Genomic DNA, 21,440 nt, shown 5'->3' on the forward strand with positions numbered 1-21,440 from the left:
GATGTTGTCTCTTTTTCCTTCTCTAGAACATGGCTATTTAGCAATCTAGCCTAGTTTTGCTCTCACCTTTTGATACAAATGAGGAGAAAGGAGCAAAAGAAGGTATTTGAGTTTATTTTTTCTTGTAATATGTGAATTGATTAGAATATCTTTCCAATAGCGACGATACTCTTTGCGAATTTTGTTAACCTGATCATACATATGAGAACCTAGCATAGCATGGACCACATGCAAGCCATTAAAGACATAGCGGGCATTGACCGCTTTTTTCATTTCCGGATCATCAGGATAGTCTCTCTCGACATAGGCTCTGTTCCATTCCATGGCCTTGTAGAAATTCAAAAGGCGATCGCTATACTTCGAATTGACTGTACTACCCGCTCTTCGATAGTATTTATAAAGATTAAGATTGCTTACAGCAATCTCCTTACAAGCTGCAATATGCTCATAGGCAATGGCCAAATCTTCATAAATCATTCCTTCTGGATAGGGATGTTGGAGTAAGATCTCTTTCTTGTAGAGTTTTCCTCCTGAATGGGTCCCAACGTGGTGACCATAGAACATTTCTATCAGAGCTGTATGGCGGTCTAATTTCCTAGCGCCCTTTTCATTTAGATCTCCTGAAAAATCTTTGTCCTCATAACTTCTGACTTCAATGACCGGGGTCGATACGAGGTCAACATTATACTGGTCTTTCAATCCCATTAAATATTCAACAGTTCTACGATCATAATAATCATCTGAATCTAGAAACATAATCCAATCAGCTGTTGCCACTCTTACACCGTTGTTGCGAGCATAAGATATTCCCCCATTTTGAAGATGGAGCACTCGAATACGGTCATCTTCCTGAGCATACTGGTCGCAAATTTCTCCTGATCGATCCGTCGATCCATCATCGACTAGGATGATTTCAATATTTGAATAGGTCTGTTGTCTAAGACTACCGACACTATACTGTAAATACTCCTCGACATTATAGACCGGTATGACAATCGAAACCTTTTCCATTATGCTAATCCCTTCATGATAATTTCTACAATCTGTTGACAAGCTGTTCCATCCCCGTAAGGATTACTTGCCTGGCTCATCTTCTCATATTCGTCTTGGTCTTCCAGAAGGAGCTTAAAGTTGCGATAGATGGCTTCTTCTTCTGTTCCTACCAATTTCAGAGTCCCCGCAGCCACACCTTCTGGACGCTCTGTCGTGTCGCGCATGACAAGGACAGGCTTTCCTAAAGAAGGTGCTTCTTCTTGGACGCCACCTGAGTCTGTCAAAATCATATAGCTTTGGTTCATGAAATTATGAAAATCAATCACTTCCAAGGGCTCAATGATTTTCATTCGCTCATTCTCTCCAAAAATCTTGCTGGCCAATTCTCTGACCTTTGGATTTTTGTGGATGGGATAGACTACCTTGACATCTTCAAACTCATCCAAAATCCGGTTGACCGCACGGAACATGTGCTCCATAGGTTCTCCAAGATTTTCGCGACGATGAGCCGTCAACATGATGAGCTTGCTCCCTTTTGCCCACTCCAATATAGGGTGGTCGTAGTCTTCTTTTACCGTTGTTTTTAAGGCATCAATAACAGTATTTCCTGTAACGAAAATATTGGTGCGCCCCTCTTTTAAGAGGTTGTCTTTTGAAACTTGGGTCGGTGCAAAGTTATAGTCTGCCACAATGGAAGTAACCTGACGATTAAACTCCTCGGGATAAGGGCTTTGAAGGTTGTATGTCCGTAAACCTGCTTCCACATGCCCCACTTTGATGCCCATATAAAAGGCCGCCAAAGCTGTCGCAAAGGTGGTGGTGGTATCCCCATGGACGAGGACAATATCAGGTTGCTCCTGCACTAAGACTGGTTGGATTTTCTCTAAAATAGAGGTCGTGATGGTGAACAAGGTTTGGTTGGCTTTCATGATACCAAGATCATAATCTGGAGTGACTTGGAAGACATCTAAGACCTGTTCTAACATTTCCTTGTGCTGCCCTGTTACACAGACTACGGTTTCAATCGTATTGTGCTGCTTGAGTTCATTCACCAAAGGACACATTTTAATGGCTTCTGGACGCGTCCCAAACACCAACATTACTTTTTTCATTTTGAACCCTTCCTCATCGATTGGTAAAAGTTACGATAGTTGTCTAAAAAGATAGAATAGCTAAACTTAGTATCATAATCCCTCTTTGCTTGAGCAGCTAAAGAGGCTCTTTTCTCAGGATTCCCTGCCAACTCTTTAATTGCTTGAGCCAAGGCTTGCGGGTCCTCAGCTGGGACGAGGATCCCATTCTCAGAGTTCACTACTTCATTCACACCCGGAATATCTGTTGCAATCATCGTTTTACCGTTCATAAAGGCCTCGATTGCAACCAATCCAAATCCTTCAAAGACCGATGGAAGAACACAAAAGTCAAAGCTATTGATACACTCTACCACGTCACTACGGTAGCCCAAAAAATGAATTCTTTCTTCCAGATCTAGCTCTTTTGTTTGATTTATCAAATCATTTTTTAATTCTCCGTCACCGATAAGAAACAAGGATACACTTGGATTTGTCACTAGTGACATGGCTTGGATCAGATAAGGCAACCCTTTTTGTTCGGACAGGCGAGCTATACAGCCTATTTTGATACCGTCACACTTAGTAATTTCATTTACTGTATGCTCACTTTGTTTCATTTTCACCCCATTATAAATTACAATAGAGTTTTTTGACCTTACATCATTATGGATATTTTCCTGGACAGCTTGACTAACAGCAACAGTTCGAGCCTTCCCTAGAGCAAATTTATAAAGTGGCAATTTGTCCTTAAAAACATTATGGGCTGTATAGACATGGAGCAATTTCGGATGGCGCATCTGCAACAAACGAACATAGAAAGCAGCCATCCGGTGATGGGTGTGGACAAGAGTGATCTCATTTCCTTTGATGATCTTGGAGAGACTAGCAAGAATCTTGAGCACCGTAGCTGGCTGTTTGCTATCGACGTCTAAAATGCGATGGTGTTGAATCCCATTCTCTGCTAGCTTTTCTTCCCACAATCCACCAGTTGATGCGACATGAACCTGATCAAATTCATCCTTAAGATCTGTCGCCAACTGATAGACAATACGTTCCGCCCCACCGATATCCATGGTTCGCGAAATGTGAAGAATATTATTTTTTTGCTTTCCGTTTTTCATGTACTACTCTCTTAATAAAAGTGGCATTTCCTACAAAATAGCGCTTAAAGAGCCGTTTGGGTTCGTTGGCCACACGGAACAACCATTCCAGATTGGCTTTTTGCATCCATATAGGTGCCCGCTTGATATGACCTGAGAGGACATCAAAGCTTCCTCCCACTCCCATAAAGACAGAATTGACTCCATTGTCCATAAACTTCTGGATCAAGTACTCCTTTTTAGGAGAGGTGATGCCGACAAAAACAAAATCTGGATTCTTCTCACGAATATCTTCTTGAATAGCCTCTTCCTCTTCAACAGAGAAATAGCCATTGCGATGCCCCACTACTCGGAGATTCGGATAATCCTTTTTAAAGATAGTTAACATATCTGTCAAGACTTCCTCTTTTGCCCCGAAGAAGTAGACAGAGTAGCCTTTTTCATTGGCCAAATGAAGCAATTCCTGCATCAAATCGATGCCTGCCACGCGTTCTGGCACAGCATAGCCCAAATAGCGTGCCGCGAGAACAACAGAAGCACCGTCTGCATTGATGATTTCAGACTCATTGACAATCTTCTTGATGGCCTCATCTGTCGCACATTGATTGAGCTTATCTGCGTTGACCCCCATCAAATGGAGCGGTTTTTTATCTCGTACGAATTGTTCTGTAGCAGCAACGGTTTCTGCCATTGTTAAAGGGTCAATTCTGACCCCCATCATTGTAAAACTTTTCAAGCTTATTCTCCCCAAGTGGATTCAAAGTGACCTTTTTGCTCTGATTCTTCTGGCAACTTCATATAATCGCCATAAATCTTTGTCAGATAAGCATCCGGATCAGCATGTCCACTGATTTTAATGGTTTCAAAATCAAGGAGTTGTGGCTCCCCAAACACCTCTTTATAGGCCAACTCTCTCTCACGATATGAGCCTAAGACGTTTCCGACAAGAGCACTTGTCTCAAAGTCGTACTGTTTAATCGTATTCTGTAATTTCCGATTAATTTTTTCTGTATTTAATAATTTGTCCAAGTGAAGGATCTTAGAAACCTTCACAATTGAATTTTCAAAGAAGCCTCGGTCCCGATTGTGCAATCGATTGATGACAGATATTTTTGAAAGGGCACGGTAATACTTGATTTTATTAGTATGCAAGAAATAGTGGAAACCATCTGACGGATAACCATCTAAAGGAAACACATCAATAAACGGACTACACACAACCCCACCAAATTCAATTTGAAGGGAAGTATCCATGATAGAGGTGTTACCTAAATTATCGTCATGGATTCTTAGGATAACATGATCTGGCAATTCCTTTTCGCAAATTTCCAGGAATTTTTCATAATCTTTTCTAGGCATTCCCAAATCCATATCATCATCCCAAGGAATGAATCCTTTGTGACGAATTGCTCCTAATAGAGTCCCACCTAAAGCATAATAGCGAAGATTGTACTTAGAACAAATCTCAATATACTTTTCTAATAAGGACAACTCTCCTAATTGAATCTGTCTTACTTTACTCATTTTCTACTTCGCTCCATCTCGTTTAAATACAACTTTGATCGTTTTCAGCAAGATTTTTATATCTGACCAAATGGTCCAATCATCAATATAGGACACATCTAAGCGAACCACTTCATCAAAGTCTGTAATTTCGCTGCGTCCACTCACCTGCCAAAGCCCTGTAATTCCAGGCTTAAAGCTCAAGCGACGTTTCTGTTCCGGAGTGTACTTCTCATACTCATCCACTGTTGGCGGACGGGTTCCAACCAGACTCATATCTCCTTTTAGGACATTAAAGAATTGGGGCAGCTCATCCAGACTGGTCTTGCGGATAAAGCGTCCAATCGGCGTAATCCGAGGGTCATTGTCCATTTTGAACATCCCACCGGTCATAGTGTTTTGATCCATCAATTCTTTTTTCCGCTCCTCTGCATCGACATACATAGAACGGAACTTATAAAACTTGAAATAGCGGCCATTTTTCCCGACCCGCTTTTGAGCAAAAATAGCTGGACCTCCATCCTTGCGAATCAAGGGCACCAACACGATACCCACCAAGCCACAGATAACCAAGCCCACCAAAGAACCACAGATATCAATCACGCGTTTCGCGGTCACGTGGCTAGGTTTGTAGAAGTTGGTCGAGAAGGTGACAACATTGAGTCCAGCCACTTCGCGAATCCGTTTGTTGCCAGCAAAGTTCAAATCAAAAGCATTGAGGTTAACGGTAACGTCGATTCCCATGGTCTCAAATTGTGAGACATACTCCCCAATATCATACTCTTCACTTGGAAGATTGAGAAAGACTTCGTCTACCACTTCATAGGTCGCAAAATTCAACAGGTCTTCCTTTGGAACAACCCGAACAGAGGGGTGTTGAAAGTCTGGCCGGTCTAATACTGTCACCGCAACCACTTCCCCACCGCTATCATTGGACGAAAGGAGTCGATCCAGGACTTTATCCATACGAGAATGAGCCGTAATCAAGAGAATCTTGTGACTTCCTTTGAGACTATAATAGAAGCGTCTCCAGTAGCGTTTGATGAGGTAGTTCATCAAATAAAGGACAAGTGTTAGCAGGAACAGAAAATAAATCATTCCGCGACGGGAGAGGGAGAACTTCTCCTCCAAAAAGAAGCTCGAAAAACTGATGACAAGCGCGAAGCACAAGCTGTATTTCAAGGTTTGTAAGAAATCGACTAGATGCCCCCGCTTGAAGTAATCTTGGTTGTAATCGCTGACGTAAAAGGCTACGTAATGCAACAAATACAGATAGAAAATTGTATTAGAGTGGATTTCTGTCTCTGTCACAAAACTAAACAAATAAGCCACAACTAAGACTGGTAAGCTTTGAACAAAGGCCAAAGCAAATTTGTGAAATCCCCTTCCTTCTGTCATAATTTCCCTATCCTATTCCTTATCTTTTTTTCCCATAATTGCCATAGTTCCCGTAATTACCATAGGAACCATATTTTTCTAATTGAATATCAAATTTATTGAGGACCACTCCCAGGAATGGTGTTCCTGTCTGCTCTAGTTGCTCTTTGGCCTTTTGAACAGCCTTGCGACTAACAGCTCCTGCTGCTGTCACAATCAAGCTACCATCACAGCGTTGAGCAATAATCGCCGCATCAATCACCATCCCAATTGGTGGGGTGTCGACAATGATATAGTCATAGTGATTGCGAAGCGCCTCCATGATGACCTCGAAGTTTTTGCTTTGCAAGAGACCCGTTGGATTTGGAGAAATCTGACCTGACAAGAGAACGTCCAATTTTGGATAGTCTGTTGTCGCAATCGCTTGGGAAATCTCACTCTTCCCAGAAAGGACTTCTGTCAATCCAGCGACACGGCCTTGGCTCTTGAAGACACCTGTCATCACCGAGTTACGGATATCCGCATCAATCAACAAGGTACGATAGCCCGCACGCGCAAAGGCTGTCGCCAAATTCGTAGAAATGGTTGATTTTCCTTCGTTTGGTTGCACAGATGAGATGGCAACGACCTTGATATTCGTCCCACTCAACTGAATATTGGTACTCAAGGCATTAAAATATTCTTCAGCCTGAGTCATCGCTGCTAATTTGCTTTTTACAATTTCTAAGGTTGCCATGAATTCTCCCTCTTACAGTTTCTTCACATTCGGGATCACACCTAATAGTGTGATACCCATCACTTCTTCGATATCTTCTGGTTTCTTCACACGGTCATCCAATACCTCTGACAAAATCACCAGAATGGAAATCAAGAGACCACCAAGGACAAAACCAATGACAACATTTCGTTTGATATTTGGTGAAGAAGGATTCTGCGGGACAACTGCCTCATCCAATGTTGTCACATCAGACACCTTTGTTACAGCAATAATTTTTTCTGCCGCTACATCTTTCAAGCCATTCGCGATGCGAGCTGCTTCTTTGGGATCTGGGTCTGATGCTGTGATCGACAAAATCCGAGTATCTGTAGGTACTGCCACGGAGACTTTCTTAGCAAGCTCTGCTGGAGTCATCTCTAATTTCAACTCATCAATAGCTTGATTCAAAACGTTTTGAGAGAGAATTATCTCGCGATAGTCTTTAACCAAGTAGGATCCCGCTTGAAGATCTTGGTTGGTCAAGGCATTGTTTTCTTGATTCTGACGGCTGACCACGTAGATACGACTAGTACTTTGGTAGATCTTTTTCGCTACAAAAGCACTGTACCCCAGGGCTCCAATCGCAAACAGCAAGGCCGTAATGATAATTGAGAATTTACGACGCCATAAGGTTTTAAAGAGGGAGACCACATCCAATTCGATCTCTTTGCTCTCTTGGTTTTTCATATTCACTTTCTCCTTTTCAATCCCCGTGATGGAACTTGATTGTTAAAATAATTCGTCATCCAATAATGTTTGCTGATTTTCAACAAAAAGGGCACGCGCCCGGTCACTGCCGTAGCGTTTTTCAATCAACTGATAAGCCTGGTCCATGTATGGAGGGCGCTGATCAACATTGTGCATATCGCTGGCAACAAAATGAACCAAGTCCTTATCCAAGAAATATTGGGCACGATGTTTCATGAACTTATAGCGATCACCAAACAACTTAGGCTTGAGGACGCTCGAACTATTGATCTGGGTATAGCATCCCATTCGGATCAATTCCCGCACCCGTTTTTCATTCTTTTCTAAACAGTGGTAGCGTTCAATATGGGCAACCACCGGAGTCACTCCTAAGCGCAAAACTGCACTTAAGGACTGGTGAATCTCCTTGTAGGGGGTCGCCATACTAAACTCGATCAAGGCAAAACTGGTATCAGCAAGCGTTGGAATAGTCCCGGCTTCTAGCTTTTCTAGGATATCTCGCGTATAGTAGATTTCTGCTCCGAAATGCAGTTTCATTTCAGGCAGATAGGTCTCTACCATCTCTTTTACTGCCAAGTAGTTTTGATAGATCTTTTCTTCTGGGGTTTCAAACATCCCTTTTCGACGATGGGACGTCGAAACGATGGTACGAACCCCTTGACGGTAGCTTTCCTCGATGAGGAGCTTGCTATCCTCAATCGTCTTTGGTCCATCATCCACATCAAAGACAATGTGTGAATGAATATCAATCATTGTTTTTTCCTTCCATGGTTTGGTTTATCTTTTCTTTGGCTTGTGCCACGCTATCAGCATTCAGCTCCATCATGTAAAGAGCAGATCCTGGCATCGCATATGAAGGCAAGTCATTTCGTCCTTGTCCAGTGACAGCTTGTGAAGTCACCTTGTAACTTCCACCAGTCTCCAACTGTGTATTGACCAAATTCATAATGGTTGGCAAGGGCATATTGGTTTGCAAGGAATCTTGTAAACCAGAAACGATTTCGTTGTAATTGCTCAATGCTTTGGTCGATGTTAATTTATGGATAATGGCTGCGATCACTTTTTCTTGGTTCTTCCCACGATCGTTGTCTCCACCTTCGAGAGAGTAGCGTTCACGGACAAAGCCAAGGGCCTGTTCCGAATTCAAGTGAACTTTCCCTACAGGGAAGTGGTAGTTCCCGTGTAGACTTGTAAACTCTTGATCATTTTCTACATCAATCCCTCCGACGAGGTCGACAAGCTTCAAGAAGGAGGTGAAGTTCAAGCGGACATAGTAGTCAATCTTGATGTCGTACAGGTTTTCTAAGGTATGAATAGACGCATCTACTCCGTAAATCCCAGCGTGGGTCAACTTATCCCCTTGGTTGTTCCCGCCATCAGCAATTGGAACATAGGCGTCACGCGGAGTCGTAGTCAGCAAGACTTGCTTGGTCTTTCGATTGACCGTCATGATAATATTGACATCAGACCGAGAAACCGAAGTGACTGGACCGTAAGTGTCAATCCCGCTGACATAGATGTTAAAGGTGTCCGCATTGGCATCTGCCTTTGCCTTGGTTTCCACTTGGCGACGGATCTTGTAAGAGTAGATTTTCTTTAATTTTTTTGCGTAGTCAGCATCCACACTTGCTACAGTATCTTCAAAGGTACTATTCAAGGCGATGGCTTTCGTCTTGTCTTCTTGTAGGGCCTGGTAGGCTGCCGCATAAGATTCCACATCTTCGATGGTCAGGTCATGCTGGCGCGTTTTCTTCACTTCCTCTACTAGGGCCATCAGATCATCTGCATTATTATTCCCCGTAGGCGCTGCCACACTGCTGATTTCTTTGATATCTTGGATTGGACTATCTGCTTTAACATAGACAGCCATCTCAAACTCCGTATAATTGGCATTTCTGTTCACATTTCCAGCGACATCGACCAACTGTTGGGTAACATAGGTTCCCACAGAGGTTCCTAGCAAGCCTAGGACCAATAAAAATAGCGTCGTCTTTTTAGCCTTGCCTGCAAGGATCAAACCCAAGGTTAAAAAAAGTCCGCCAACCAGCAAGGCCGTCACAAGGATATTCAAATAGCGAAAGGCTAGGATATTGTAGCTAAAGACATTATAAAGAAAGAGCCCAGCCACAAGTAGCGTTAAGACCCAGAGACCGCTATTGACAATCCGTAGCTGATCCCAACTGCTAGTTCTAGTTGAGCGTTTGTTTTTTCTGCTTTGATTCATTTTATCCCCCATACTATTTTCTTAAATATTATAACATAAAATCATCCTAAAAATCGGAATCTAGGCCCAATTCTCCACTATTAATTTTATACTATTCTGAGCTCTCTGTACAGCAATATGGGACAAAGAAATGAGTAAATAAAAAAGGTGAGGAAACTCACCTTTTTTATGGATTTATACTTTATCTTTTGAGGTTGAACTTGTATCTGAATCCTTGCTAGTTGAGTCACTCTGTGAGGAATTGCTTCCTTTACGAGTTTCAGCTCCATCAGCAGAATATTCGTTTACAAAGATTTCCTTACGCAATTCAAGGAAACTTTCATCGCTAAGGATGTAACGTCCTTCTTTGGTTTTAGTCAATTCCAAAGTATACTCGCGTGGTTCGATGTAACCAAAGTCTTCATTCAAACGGTCAAAGGCATAATAGAATAAGAAGTTGTTCAATAGAGACAAGCGTTTTTCTAGTTCTGGATCTGTGTTGTCTTCTAATTTTTTAACATCTTCAATTCCGTTTTCAAACAGACTAGATTTTGCACGGTTGATCAAGTTAGCCAAGTCACGTGTTGCAATCGCACGAGATTTGAAGGTAACTGTCGCAGTATCTCCTTCGTCTTCAACCTTAGTGATTTCATAGTCATCACCAATCGTTGCTAACACTTTGAAACGAGCTTGGTCAAACAATTCCAAGATTTTTTCTGGAGTGAATGTTTCAGTTGACAGTTCAAGCGTGAAGTCTTCTGCAGGTAGATATTTTGATGCATTTTCATCAACAAATTTTTCAGTAATTTGTTTTTTCCACTTATCAACGGATGTTCCCATCAAGGTTGTAAAACCAGAAGAATGGTCAGTGAAGATGGCACGAAGAATAATATCTCCATCTTTCTCAATTTGTTTTTTTGTTTTTTCTTCTTTTGATTCGCTAGATTGTTCTACCTTGTCCTCTTTGGCTGTTTTTTTCTCAGTAGCTGGTTTTGACGAACAAGCTGCCAACAACAACAAGCAGGCTGGTAAGACACCATATTTTACGAGCTTTTTCATAAGTTCTCCTTATTTTTTATAGATTATGTTCATTATACCAAAAATAGCCCCCTTGAACATTCTTAGACAAGCCTATGTAAAGAAATTGTAATATTTTGTCTCTCCTTCGTAATAAAAAAATCCCTTCTCTTGAGAAGGGATCTAATCGCCTATCAACTATAGCATGGGCGCAAATAACTGCATAATTTCTTTGATCAAATGCTGGTACCAGGTGATCCGGAAAGTGTCCAACTTGATCTGCTGAGATACGGAAAAGATCTCTTCAAAATCCGCTCGGATCTTGGTCAATTCTGGGCTTCGATACATCCAGACAGCATTCTCATAGTGATGAACTAGGCTCCGATAGTCAAAGTTGATGGTCCCGACTACTGCGACTTCATCGTCGGCCAATACTTGCTTGCTATGGATAAAGCCTGGGGTGTATTCATAGATTTTCACCCCTGCTTCCATCAGGTCTGGATAAGCCCCTCTTGTAACGATTTGGATCAATTTTTTATCCGGAATGAAAGGGGTCACGATGCGTACATCGACACCACGGAGAGCCGCATTTCGAATATCTTCTGTCAAATCATAATCAATGATTAAATAAGGGGTCGTAATGTAGACATAGTCTGTTGCCTGATTGATGATATTCTGATACACAGACTTACCAACCTGGGACTTGTAGATGGGTTTCGGTCCACTCCCAAAGGGGATATAGAAGCCTTCTCCATCTACCGCTTGGTTTTCCATATGGTATTTATCGAAATCTTCAATCTCTCCCTGGTTGATGTACCAGTTCATGAGAAAGAGTCGCGTCAAGGCCTTGACGGCTCGGCCGTCCAAGCGCACTGCACTATCCTTCCAATGACCGAAGCGTTCTCTCTGGTTGATATACTCATCCGCTAGGTTAACGCCACCTGTATAGCCAATCTGGCCATCAATGACCAAGATCTTGCGGTGGTCTCGATTGTTATAAGCCACCGTCAATCGTGGCACCACCTTGTTAAACTTATGGGCATCAATGCCTAATTTGCGCAAGCGTCTGGTGTAGTTTCCCTTCAGGGTCGCCATACAGCCAATATCATCGTAGAGCAGTTTCACCTCTACCCCTTCTTTGACTTTCTCAAGTAGGATATCTAGGATGCTATTCCACATGAGACCTTCCTCGATGATATAGAATTCGAGAAAGATAAATTTCTTGGCTGAACGCAAATCCTCCAACAATTGTGGGAGCATATGGTCCCCTAGTGGGAAAAAGGTCGAAGCCGTCCCATTGTAGAGGTCTGCGTTGTGGTCCATGGACAGAATAGACTTGACCATCCCATAGACGCTCTTACTCTCTTCTTTCAATTGCAGGCGAAGCTCACGGCTGTTGTCCTCACGGAAATTCATGGACTCCATATTTTCCAACTGAACCATTTCTTTCTTGGACAGACGCCGCTCTCCAAACATGAGGTAAAGAAGGGAACCAAAGACAGGGATGACGGCAATCAGGAGCCAGGTCACCTTGCTCTCTGGAGGCATATTTCGGTTGACGATCGCCAAAATGGTCGAGATATACAAGAGGACCATGATGGTGACAGACATCCAGTTGGGGAACCATTCATTTAACCAAAAGAAGGCCGCAAAGGACAGCCAGAGTTCAAACCCCATAAAGAGGATACTGAACCCATATTTGGACATTAACAATCGAATCTTTCGAAAACTCACCCTCATTCTCCTTCTTTTATAATCCCTACTAGTATACCAGTTCTAAGAAGGGAGCGCAAACCCGATAAAATGAAAAAAGAGAGTGGGACAGAAATCGGTAATTCGTTAGAATTCGATTTCGTCGTCCCACCTCCGCACAGTTGAGTAGGGCTGTAAAAGCTGATGAAATCAGCGTAGTAGAGCCCACTCAACCACTGCGTCTTGCTCGACAATCCAAAGACAATTGAGAGGCTAGGACTTCTGTCCCACTCTCACTTCTGCTAGTTTATTGCTTGGTCAGAACAATCGTATCCTGATCACCCAAGTCTTGATCCGCTTCCTTCAGGGTCAATTGTTGCCCCTCCAGTTGATAGCGGTAGCCATCATCTCCGATAAAGAGGATCTGGTTGGCAGCATCTAGCTTGACTTGTTTCAGCTCTTGCTCTCCATCTGCCTCTACAGCCGTCCAAGTCCCTGAATCACCAGCGATGACGAGCGTCACTTGATCGCTTTCATCCATTCCCATATAGGTTCCGTTCAGACCTGCTTGGTTAACCTGCGGACTAGTCGTTGTCTGTTGAGAAGAAGTTGCCGTTGTGGTCGTCGCACTTGATGACGTGTTCGTTTGCGATGGTGTTTGCTGGTTCGAACACGCTCCAAGTAGGAGGACTGTAGCTGTTACTAATAAAGCAGTTACTTTCTTTGCCATGGATGGTCTCCTTTCGCGCCAACTTTTCAACGGACTTCCCCGTTCATTTGTGGCTCACCTTTAGTATACGTTAGAGCCTGTTTTTGGTCAATCTTTATGACTGGCCGATGAGAGTTGCTACCTATAAAGGATTCTTTCCCTGCTCTAATAGATATGCGCGAACTTCGGAAATAAAGTAGAGAGAGCCAGTGACAAAGAGCACCTCTTGACCAGCTTGCCGGCTATAAAAATCTTGCAAATAATCTCTGAAATCCGCCACATAAGGATAGCCTAAGCCATCCGCCTCTTGGACCACTTCCCCATAAGCAAAGGTCGTCACCGTCAAGTCCGCCTCCGGCAAATCGCTTGCAAAGATCTCCAACATTCCCTGGTAATCCTTGCGTTTTAAAGCACCAAAGAGGATCTTCACGCGCTTATCTGAAAAAGTGCGGGCATATTCGACCAAGCGATGGATGGCATGGGGGTTATGAGCGCCATCTAGATAGATGCCTTGGTCAAAGTTTTCCAGACGACCCGGCCAGCTAGTCGCTTGCAAAGCCTCCCGAACACCGTTTTCATCGACCGCCAGACCTCTCTGCTCCATGAAGAGGAGAAAGGCTTCGAGAGCCACCGCAGCATTCTCTTCCTGATAAGCTCCATTGAGCCCAATTTTCAGTGAGTCAAACCGATGCTGCGCATCTTGAAAGACGCCCTTCACCAGTTGGAAATCTTCTCCATAGCGAGCTAGCGGACAGCCTATTGCTTGGGCCTTTTCTATGCAGACTTGCTCAGCCTCTTTAGCCAGTGGACCGATAACAGCCGGCTTCCCGGCTTTAAAGATCCCAGCTTTTTGCCTAGCAATGGCCTCTAGGCTTCCTCCCAAGGTCTCCTGATGATCCAGCCCTACTGAGGTGATCACTGCTACCTCTCCTGTGATGACATTGGTCGTATCAAGGAGGCCTCCGATCCCAACCTCGATCAAGGCCAGGTCTACTTTTTGTTCATGGAAATACAAAAAGGCCAAGAGGGTGATGATTTCAAAGTAAGAGAGTTGGTCGTGAGTCTCAAGAAGCTGAGACTCCATCGCTTGGATGCTCTGACCCAAGCGAATCAGATCTTGATCCGAAATTGGTTGCCCATTGATACAAATCCGATCATGCATACTAACAATATGCGGAGAAGTAAAGGTCCCGACTTTTAGGCCATGTTGTTGGAATAGCTGGCGCATAAACGCAATGGTCGAGCCCTTACCGTTGGTCCCCGTCACATGGATCATCGGAACAGCTTCACGAGGGTCCCCTAAGAGCTTTACAGCCTGTTGCATCCGCCCCAAGCCTGAACGAAAATTGAGTCCAATTCGGCTATTCATCCATTCTTCAATTTGATTCATATCTTTCTCCTAAAAGAAAAGAGCGATCAAGCCTTGTTGCTGGCTCACGCTCTGCTATTTCTTTGGTTTCTTATTTCACTTCCAGTATTTTTAGAAGCAGGGCTAAAAACGTCCCCCGGACTTACCAACTCTTTCCAATCTCTTGGAGTTGGGGTGATACAGTCTCCCAGACTTACTTGCGGTTTTCATTTCCAGCGCAAGGCTAAAAACGTCCCCCGGACGTTTTTACTCCTCCATAAAGCTGTTGAAGACTTCTTCAATCATGTTCCATTCATCATCTGAATCTTCTGGGATTGGTTGAAGGTCGCCTTCTGTTCCGTCTTCGTTTTCAGTAAATGAGTAAGCTTGGATTTCTACTTCACCGTTTTCATCTTCTTCTGCATTTGCAGGAATCAAAAGAACATAGTTTTTACCAAATTCTTCTTTTCCATCAATGGTCAAAAGGATTTCAAACAAGGTTTCGTTTCCTTGCTCATCTACCAATGTAATCAATTCGCGTTCGTCATGGTTGTGGTCATGATCATGATTGTGTGCCATCTTATTTCCTCTTTTTTCTAAAATTTTCGATCTAAATAATTTTGCAAAATCAACTGGGCAGCCAATTTATCAATTACTTTTTTTCGCTTATTTCGGCTGATATCTGCTTGTTCAATCAGCATCCGCTCTGCGGCAACGGTCGTCAAACGCTCGTCCTGATACTCAACCGGCAAGTTGAATAACTCTTCAAGGCGCTTTCCATAAGCTTGACTCGCTTCCACTCGAGGACCGCTTGTGTTGTTCATGTTTTTCGGCAAACCAACGACAAAACGATCAACCCGGTATTCCTTCACCAGTTCAGAGAGACGGTCAAAACCAAACTCTCCTTTCTCCTCATCAATCTGAATAATCTCCAGACCTTGAGCAGTAAAACCTAATGGATCACTGATGGCTACTCCGACAGTCTTCGAGCCAACGTCTAGTCCCATAATTCTCATTAGAGATCGATCCCTTGCCCTTTCAAGTAGTAACGAACCAATTCTTCAACAATTTCATCTCGTTCGTACTTACGAATTTGGTTGCGAGCGTTGTTATAACGAGGTACATAAGCAGGATCACCACTGAGTACATAACCAACGATTTGATTGATTGGATTGTAGCCCTTCTCATCCAAAGATAAGTAGACATCCTTTAATGTATCACTAATTTCTTTACGGTTTGAATCGTCAAGATTAAAACGTACTGTTTCGTCTGTAAATCCCACAATACCACCCTCTTTCTTTATATTCATACTATTATATCATAATTTCCATACTTTCTCAAACGAAAATTACTGATTTCATGGGCTTTCTTGGACTTTTTATCACTTGTTTCCGAAAACAATCTGCTATATTTTTTCAATGACTTTATTTTACTTCTTTAAAGCCATTCTTTTCCATGTTTTTGATGAAGAGCGTTGGAGAATAGGTCTTGATCATTTTGCAAATTTCTCCCAAGTCTTCGCTGTTTTTAATGTCATCGAAGTCTACTTTATCAGGGTCAATCTCAATCTCAGAGACCATTGCTTCACCTGTCCAATCTGATGTCACGGTGATTCCATCGTAGTCTCTCAATTCATCAATGCCACCTTCACCTTCGTAACCTTCGATCAAGGCTTGCTTGGCACCTTCTTTATCATCCTCAGCATCAATCATCTTCTTGATTTCAGCTTTGAATTCATCCGACACATGAGTCGCTAGTTTGATGGAAACTTTTTTGTATTTCTTTCCTTGGTAGGATACGGTCACTGTGATTTCCTGTTTACCTACCACGTCAACCTCATCAACATCTCTGTCAATCTTAAAGGTCCGAGTGATGACGCTATCTTTCGATAGGGAGTTGCCCCCTTTTGATTGAGAATTCCCACAACCTACCAAGACAAGCAATCCAGCAACGACCAGTAATAGAAATTTTTTCATGTTTTCTCCTTATTCTTCTTTTGCTCCATTACGGAGTAGATTATTCATATACTCTGTTGGTGTCAACTTCAACAAATCTGCAATATTAGCCGATTTGAAGTACTCTAACTCAACCGCTTTTTTAGTATCCAACTGAGTGAAGTCATAGGTGATGACCGTTTGGTATTCATTTTCATTTGGTACGGTCAGTTCAATGGTAAAGCCTGGAAGAGTCCGTGCCTGTTGGAGTTGTTCATCCTTGTCCATCGACTCCACCATCAATCGTTGGGCTTCTTCGAGGCCGACCTCTTGAATGGCTTTTTTCAATTCATCACTAGCAGGAGTGGTATTGGTCATGACCAATTTTTGTAATTGTTCCCCTTGATAGGTGATGGTCTGCTCTTGGCGAATACCTTTCTCATCTGTTGGAAGAACAAAGTGTTTGGTAAAGACTTGCTGCTCTTCTGCCTTCTCTAACAGATTTCGATTTTCTTTATTGAATGATTCAATTTTAGCACTGTTGGATTTTTGAACACTGGAAGAGTCGGTTTTCCCTTGTTTCTTCTGTCCACAAGCTGTCAGCGTCAGGAGCAAGACTCCGAGACAAATAAGCTTCTTTTTCATGTTTTCTCCTTTGATAAGCTTCTATAAAAGGGATTTTCCCCACAGAAGTATTGTACCATAGAATGCCCCGCAAAAACATTCTTACAACCATTTTTTCGTGGATTCTTTGGCCAGATACAAAAGAAAAAGTCGAGATTTTGACATCTCGACTCTTCTCAGTAGCTCAATGTTTGGCTACTTGTTCTTATAGGGCTGCTCTTAAGCGAGCCTCCGCATTTTCAACATTTCGTACAGAACGTGGTAAAAAGGCCCGAATATCATCTTCCTTATAACCAACTTGAAGTCGCTTGTTATCCACTAGGATAGGACTTTTCAAGATTCGTGGTGTTTCTAAGATGATATCGATGACTTCATTCATGCTGAGGTCTTCAATATCGACACCTAGATTCTTAGCGTATCGGTTTTTTGAAGAAACGATACTTGCAATGCCATTTTCTGTTTTGGTCAAAATATCGAGTAATTCTTCTTTTGTAATCCCTTCTTTACCAAGGTTTTGTTCTTTATAGATCAACTGATGAGCATTTAGCCAAGTTTTGGCTTTTTTACAACTCGTGCAACTTGAAACTGTGTAAATTTTAATCATGCATGCACTCCTTTCGCCACACGATAATAACATTGTAGTATATTATACCATAAAAACCATCAGTCTTTCGACCTATTTTAAAAAAAATTACTCTTCAATCTCAATGGCATCATCAAGATCTAGTGTTACTTCTTCAAGAAGTGGGCTTTCAGCTACTTCATCTTGTGCAACTACAGCAGTGTCATCATCGATCAAACCGAAGCGCACGCGCACTTGGTGGTCAATCTCATCAAAAATTTCTGGATGGTCTGCCAAGTACTTCTTAGCATTTTCAGAACCTTGGCCGATCTTCTCACCGTTATAAGAATACCAAGCCCCTGCTTTTTGGATCAAATCAAGGTCTGTTGCAATTTTTAGCAATTCGCCTGTACGTGAAATTCCTTCTCCGTACATGATTTCAACCATGGCTTCTTTGAACGGTGGAGCCACCTTGTTCTTCACAACCTTAATCTTGGTTTCCTTACCAACGTTGGTATCTTTTTGGTCCCCAGTACCTTTGATTTGAGTATTTCCACGAACATCTAGACGAACAGAAGCGTAGAATTTAAGGGCACGACCACCAGGTGTGGTTTCTGGATTCCCAAACATGACCCCAACTTTTTCACGCAATTGGTTGATAAAGATAGCAATGGTCTTGGTCTTGTTGATTGAAGCTCCAAGCTTACGCATAGCCTGGCTCATCATCCGCGCTTGCAAACCAACGTGGCTGTCACCGATATCTCCATCGATTTCTGCGCGTGGGACCAAGGCAGCAACAGAGTCGATAACGACCAAGTCAACGGCACCAGAGTCAATCAATTTACCAGCAATTTCAAGTCCTTGTTCTCCTGAGTCTGGTTGAGACAAGAGGAGTTCATCAATATTAACCCCAAGAGCTGCAGCATAAGATGGGTCCAAGGCATGCTCGGCATCGATAAAGGCAGCAATGCCTCCTTCTTTCTGTGCTTGCGCTACTGCATGGAGGGCAACGGTTGTTTTACCAGATGATTCTGGACCATAGATTTCGATGATCCGACCTTTTGGATAACCACCAGCACCCAAGGCAATATCAAGAGCCAAGGAACCTGAGCTCATGACTTGAACTTTTTGCTCTGCGCGTTCGCCCAGACGCATGATGGATCCTTTACCAAAGTCTTTTTCGATCAACTTTAGGGCATCATTGAGCGCTTTTTCACGCTCGTCTCCGAATTTCTTAGAGATATCATCTAATTTTTTCTGTTTTTTCGCCATTCTTTTCTCCTATATCAAAGCGTAATGCTATACAAGCTTCTTTTCATTATAGCAAATTTTCATCTAATAATACAGTCCGGCGTACCAGATTAAAGGCATGGAGGACTGCAACTTTACGAACATCCATACGACTCCGGCCAGCGATATTGACCTTGATTGATTGGACTCCTTTAGGACCCGCAATTCCAATAAAAACGGTCCCTGCTGGGTGGCCTTCTAGACTGTCTGGACCAGCAACACCTGTCAGACTGACTCCATAGTCAGCCCCTGTTAAGAGATGGGCTTGCGCTGCCATCCGCTCAGCTGTATGGGCAGAGACCACTCCATGTTCTTGCAACTCAGCTAGGGGGATTTGGAGCATTTTGCTCTTTTCCTCTATGCTGTAAGTGACGAAACCTCCTGGTAGGACTGCTGAGGCTCCTGAAAAATTAGCCAGAGTCGACTGGAACATCCCGGCCGTCAAGCTCTCTGCTGCGGTTAGGGTCAAACCTCTCTCTCGTAAGAGTTCAAAAGCAACCTTGGCTAGGGAATTGTCATCACCATAGCCATAGAAGAGCTGGCTCAAGGCTTGACCATCCAAAGTCTCATGACGGAGGATCACTTGCTCCAACTGATCCAATTTCTGATCAGCCTGCTCTTGTGATGCAGCCTTGGTTGACAAGCGCAAGGTCACTTCTCCGGTCTTAGCATAAGGAGCCACCGTCGGGTCCGTCTGGCCATCAATCACATCGGCTAGAACGGTTACCAGCTGGCTTTCCCCAATCCCAAAGAAGCGCAAGACACGTGAGTAGAGCTTCTCGCCTGTGGCTAGCAAGGGCACTAACTCATCATTAACCATGGGTTTCAATTCACTAGGGGGACCAGGCAAGACGACATAGCTAACACCCTCTACTTCAATCAGCCCTCCCACTGCCAAACCGGTCAGATTTTGGAGCGGTGTTGAGCCTGTCACTATTTGCGCTTGTCTCAGATTGTTGGGAGTTCGGACATGGTCTGGCCGACTGGCAAAGAAGCGATCCAACTTGGCCATTGCTTCTGGATCAAAGGTCAGGTCTCTACCCAAGAACTGCGCTAGGGTCTGCTTGGTCAGGTCGTCTTCGGTCGGTCCGAGTCCTCCCGTGAGGATGACGAGATCACTTCGATCACGCGCGATTGCAAGAACAGACAAGAGACGATCGGCATTATCTCCAACTGCAGTTTGGAAATAAACGTCGATCCCTAGACCTGCCAACTTTTCTGATAAGAATTGCGCATTGGTATTGACAATCTGTCCTGTGAGAATTTCAGTTCCTACTGCAATGATCTCTGCTTTCATAACGCCTCCACTTATACTATTCGTAATTTTTCTTCATTGTAACACAAAAATAGAAAAATCGTAGAAAAATTTTCTACGATGGGTTAGTTATTCGGATTTTTCCATTCACAATCATTCTCATGATCATTGACCAGGCCTGCAGCCTGTAGAAAGGATAGGACCGCAACGGGGCCTGTAAACTTGAAGCCATGTTTTTTGAGATCCTTGGATAATCTCTCAGATAAAGGCGTCTTAGCTGGTGCTTGACTGTAATCTGGAACATCATTGACAATGGTTTTTCCATCGACAAAAGACCAGAGATAGGCATCAAAGGTGCCAAACTCTACCTGGACTTGTAAAAAGGCTTGAGCATTGGCCCGTGTCGCAAAAATCTTGGCTCGATTTCGGATAATTGCTGGATTGTCTAACAAGGATTCCAGTTCAGAGTCGGTCATCTCTGCGACGCGTTGAAGATGGTAACCATGAAAAGATTCCTGGAAAGCCTGCCGTTTATTGAGGACCGTTTCCCAAGACAAACCAGCCTGATAGGTCTCCATACAGAGCAACTCAAAAAGCCCCTGGTCATCGTGGAGAGGCTGTCCCCATTCCTCATCATGGTAGGCTACATAGAGCGGGTTGTTCATTTTAACCCAGCCACAACGTTTTGGCATAGGAACCTCCTATTTCACCAACATCTTCAGGGCAGACTTGATATAGTTCTCTGCTGTATCGGTCGTGCCTTCAAAGAATTTCTTGATTTTCTTAAGCTCCGTTGCCTTGTAGCCCAATGCCAACATAGCTTCCATGGCTTCTTCTAAGGCTTGGTTCTCTTCTGTCGCCTTAGCTTTTGTCTGAGCCGGTGCATCTTCTAGATCGAGATTGATCTTACCTTCCAAGTCCAGCACCATCTGTTGGGCTGTTTTCTTGCCGATCTTTGGAAACTTGGTCAAGTAGGTGATGTTCTTGCTTTCGATGGCTTGGACAAGGCCTGCATTGTCATCTGCAGCAATGATAGCCAGAGCTGAGACAGGTCCAATCCCAGAGACTGAGATCAAGTTTAAAAAGAGCTGTTTCTCTTCTTCAGTCGCAAAGCCATAGAGAAGGTGAGCATCTTCACGGACCACTTGGTGCAGATAAACTTGCACCTCTTGATTCATTTTACCAGAGTAGGCATAGGGGTTGGCCACATGCAAGAGATAGCCGATCCCAGCCGTTTCCACCACGATGTATTTAGCGGTGATTTTCGTTAAAATTCCTTTAATGTATTCGTACAT

Annotated in this window: 24 protein-coding genes; all 24 read right to left on the minus strand. The window is 43.3% G+C overall.

The genetic code is table 11. The features are described 5' to 3' along the window. Positions 1 to 45: 45 nt before the first annotated feature. Complete coding sequence (locus tag EL081_RS09530) at positions 46 to 1,011, minus strand: glycosyltransferase family 2 protein (protein WP_126404959.1); 966 nt, start codon at positions 1,009 to 1,011, stop codon at positions 46 to 48. Then, positions 1,011 to 2,105 (minus strand): non-hydrolyzing UDP-N-acetylglucosamine 2-epimerase, encoded by a 1,095-nt coding sequence (gene wecB / locus EL081_RS09535; RefSeq protein WP_126404960.1) that lies wholly within the window; start codon positions 2,103 to 2,105, stop codon positions 1,011 to 1,013. The genes EL081_RS09530 and wecB overlap by 1 nt, the downstream gene beginning before the upstream one ends. Further along, positions 2,102 to 3,187, minus strand: a complete 1,086-nt coding sequence (locus EL081_RS09540) for a glycosyltransferase family 4 protein (protein WP_126404961.1) — start codon at positions 3,185 to 3,187, stop codon at positions 2,102 to 2,104. Before EL081_RS09540 ends, wecB begins: the two co-directional genes overlap by 4 nt. Further along, on the minus strand, positions 3,162 to 3,887 hold the full coding sequence (locus EL081_RS09545; protein WP_414485334.1) for a WecB/TagA/CpsF family glycosyltransferase: 726 nt from the start codon (positions 3,885 to 3,887) through the stop codon (positions 3,162 to 3,164). Before EL081_RS09545 ends, EL081_RS09540 begins: the two co-directional genes overlap by 26 nt. A gap of 17 nt (positions 3,888 to 3,904) precedes the next feature. Then, a complete protein-coding gene (locus EL081_RS09550) occupies positions 3,905 to 4,690 on the minus strand; it encodes a LicD family protein (protein ID WP_126404963.1) in 786 nt (261 codons plus the stop codon). Positions 4,691 to 4,693: 3 nt separating this feature from the next. After that, positions 4,694 to 6,067, minus strand: a complete 1,374-nt coding sequence (locus EL081_RS09555; RefSeq protein ID WP_126404964.1) for a sugar transferase — start codon at positions 6,065 to 6,067, stop codon at positions 4,694 to 4,696. 19 nt (positions 6,068 to 6,086) lie between these two features. Further along, on the minus strand, positions 6,087 to 6,782 hold the full coding sequence (locus EL081_RS09560; protein ID WP_126404965.1) for a tyrosine-protein kinase: 696 nt from the start codon (positions 6,780 to 6,782) through the stop codon (positions 6,087 to 6,089). 12 nt (positions 6,783 to 6,794) lie between these two features. Continuing rightward, entirely contained in the window at positions 6,795 to 7,490 is a 696-nt protein-coding gene (locus EL081_RS09565) for a Wzz/FepE/Etk N-terminal domain-containing protein (protein WP_126404966.1), read from the minus strand. Positions 7,491 to 7,532: 42 nt separating this feature from the next. Next, positions 7,533 to 8,264: a capsular polysaccharide biosynthesis protein Cps4B gene (gene cps4B / locus EL081_RS09570; RefSeq protein ID WP_126404967.1), complete on the minus strand. Its 732-nt coding sequence runs from the start codon at positions 8,262 to 8,264 to the stop codon at positions 7,533 to 7,535. Continuing rightward, a complete protein-coding gene (locus EL081_RS09575; RefSeq protein ID WP_164555446.1) occupies positions 8,257 to 9,735 on the minus strand; it encodes an LCP family protein in 1,479 nt (492 codons plus the stop codon). Before EL081_RS09575 ends, cps4B begins: the two co-directional genes overlap by 8 nt. 174 nt (positions 9,736 to 9,909) lie before the next feature. Continuing rightward, positions 9,910 to 10,773, minus strand: coding sequence for a hypothetical protein (locus tag EL081_RS09580; RefSeq protein WP_185946468.1), 864 nt, complete (start codon positions 10,771 to 10,773; stop codon positions 9,910 to 9,912). A 156-nt stretch (positions 10,774 to 10,929) separates the two neighbouring features. Beyond that, the gene (cls, locus tag EL081_RS09585) at positions 10,930 to 12,465 is read right to left on the minus strand and encodes a cardiolipin synthase (protein ID WP_126404969.1); all 1,536 of its coding nucleotides are present in this window, start codon (positions 12,463 to 12,465) and stop codon (positions 10,930 to 10,932) included. 265 nt (positions 12,466 to 12,730) lie between these two features. Next, positions 12,731 to 13,153 (minus strand): SP_0198 family lipoprotein, encoded by a 423-nt coding sequence (locus EL081_RS09595; RefSeq protein ID WP_126404970.1) that lies wholly within the window; start codon positions 13,151 to 13,153, stop codon positions 12,731 to 12,733. A gap of 121 nt (positions 13,154 to 13,274) precedes the next feature. Beyond that, positions 13,275 to 14,522, minus strand: coding sequence for a bifunctional folylpolyglutamate synthase/dihydrofolate synthase (locus EL081_RS09600; RefSeq protein ID WP_126404971.1), 1,248 nt, complete (start codon positions 14,520 to 14,522; stop codon positions 13,275 to 13,277). A gap of 225 nt (positions 14,523 to 14,747) precedes the next feature. Next, on the minus strand, positions 14,748 to 15,059 hold the full coding sequence (locus EL081_RS09605; protein WP_006595405.1) for a DUF1292 domain-containing protein: 312 nt from the start codon (positions 15,057 to 15,059) through the stop codon (positions 14,748 to 14,750). 17 nt (positions 15,060 to 15,076) lie between these two features. Further along, on the minus strand, positions 15,077 to 15,496 hold the full coding sequence (gene ruvX, locus EL081_RS09610) for a Holliday junction resolvase RuvX (RefSeq protein ID WP_023027379.1): 420 nt from the start codon (positions 15,494 to 15,496) through the stop codon (positions 15,077 to 15,079). After that, positions 15,496 to 15,762 (minus strand): IreB family regulatory phosphoprotein, encoded by a 267-nt coding sequence (locus EL081_RS09615; RefSeq protein ID WP_006597020.1) that lies wholly within the window; start codon positions 15,760 to 15,762, stop codon positions 15,496 to 15,498. Before EL081_RS09615 ends, ruvX begins: the two co-directional genes overlap by 1 nt. 142 nt (positions 15,763 to 15,904) lie before the next feature. Then, on the minus strand, positions 15,905 to 16,456 hold the full coding sequence (locus tag EL081_RS09620; protein ID WP_023027380.1) for an SP0191 family lipoprotein: 552 nt from the start codon (positions 16,454 to 16,456) through the stop codon (positions 15,905 to 15,907). 9 nt (positions 16,457 to 16,465) lie between these two features. Next, positions 16,466 to 17,059, minus strand: coding sequence for an SP0191 family lipoprotein (locus tag EL081_RS09625; RefSeq protein ID WP_125335101.1), 594 nt, complete (start codon positions 17,057 to 17,059; stop codon positions 16,466 to 16,468). Positions 17,060 to 17,243: 184 nt separating this feature from the next. After that, on the minus strand, positions 17,244 to 17,642 hold the full coding sequence (spx, locus tag EL081_RS09630; protein ID WP_006595399.1) for a transcriptional regulator Spx: 399 nt from the start codon (positions 17,640 to 17,642) through the stop codon (positions 17,244 to 17,246). Between the two features lie 87 nt (positions 17,643 to 17,729). Further along, complete coding sequence (recA, locus tag EL081_RS09635) at positions 17,730 to 18,872, minus strand: recombinase RecA (RefSeq protein WP_125335103.1); 1,143 nt, start codon at positions 18,870 to 18,872, stop codon at positions 17,730 to 17,732. A gap of 46 nt (positions 18,873 to 18,918) precedes the next feature. Further along, on the minus strand, positions 18,919 to 20,187 hold the full coding sequence (locus tag EL081_RS09640) for a competence/damage-inducible protein A (protein WP_126404972.1): 1,269 nt from the start codon (positions 20,185 to 20,187) through the stop codon (positions 18,919 to 18,921). An 83-nt stretch (positions 20,188 to 20,270) separates the two neighbouring features. Next, on the minus strand, positions 20,271 to 20,837 hold the full coding sequence (locus EL081_RS09645; RefSeq protein WP_126404973.1) for a DNA-3-methyladenine glycosylase I: 567 nt from the start codon (positions 20,835 to 20,837) through the stop codon (positions 20,271 to 20,273). A 9-nt stretch (positions 20,838 to 20,846) separates the two neighbouring features. Further along, on the minus strand, positions 20,847 to 21,440 hold the full coding sequence (gene ruvA / locus EL081_RS09650; RefSeq protein ID WP_048691877.1) for a Holliday junction branch migration protein RuvA: 594 nt from the start codon (positions 21,438 to 21,440) through the stop codon (positions 20,847 to 20,849).

It is taken from the genome of Streptococcus viridans (genome assembly GCF_900636365.1).
GTDB lineage: Bacteria > Bacillota > Bacilli > Lactobacillales > Streptococcaceae > Streptococcus > Streptococcus viridans_A.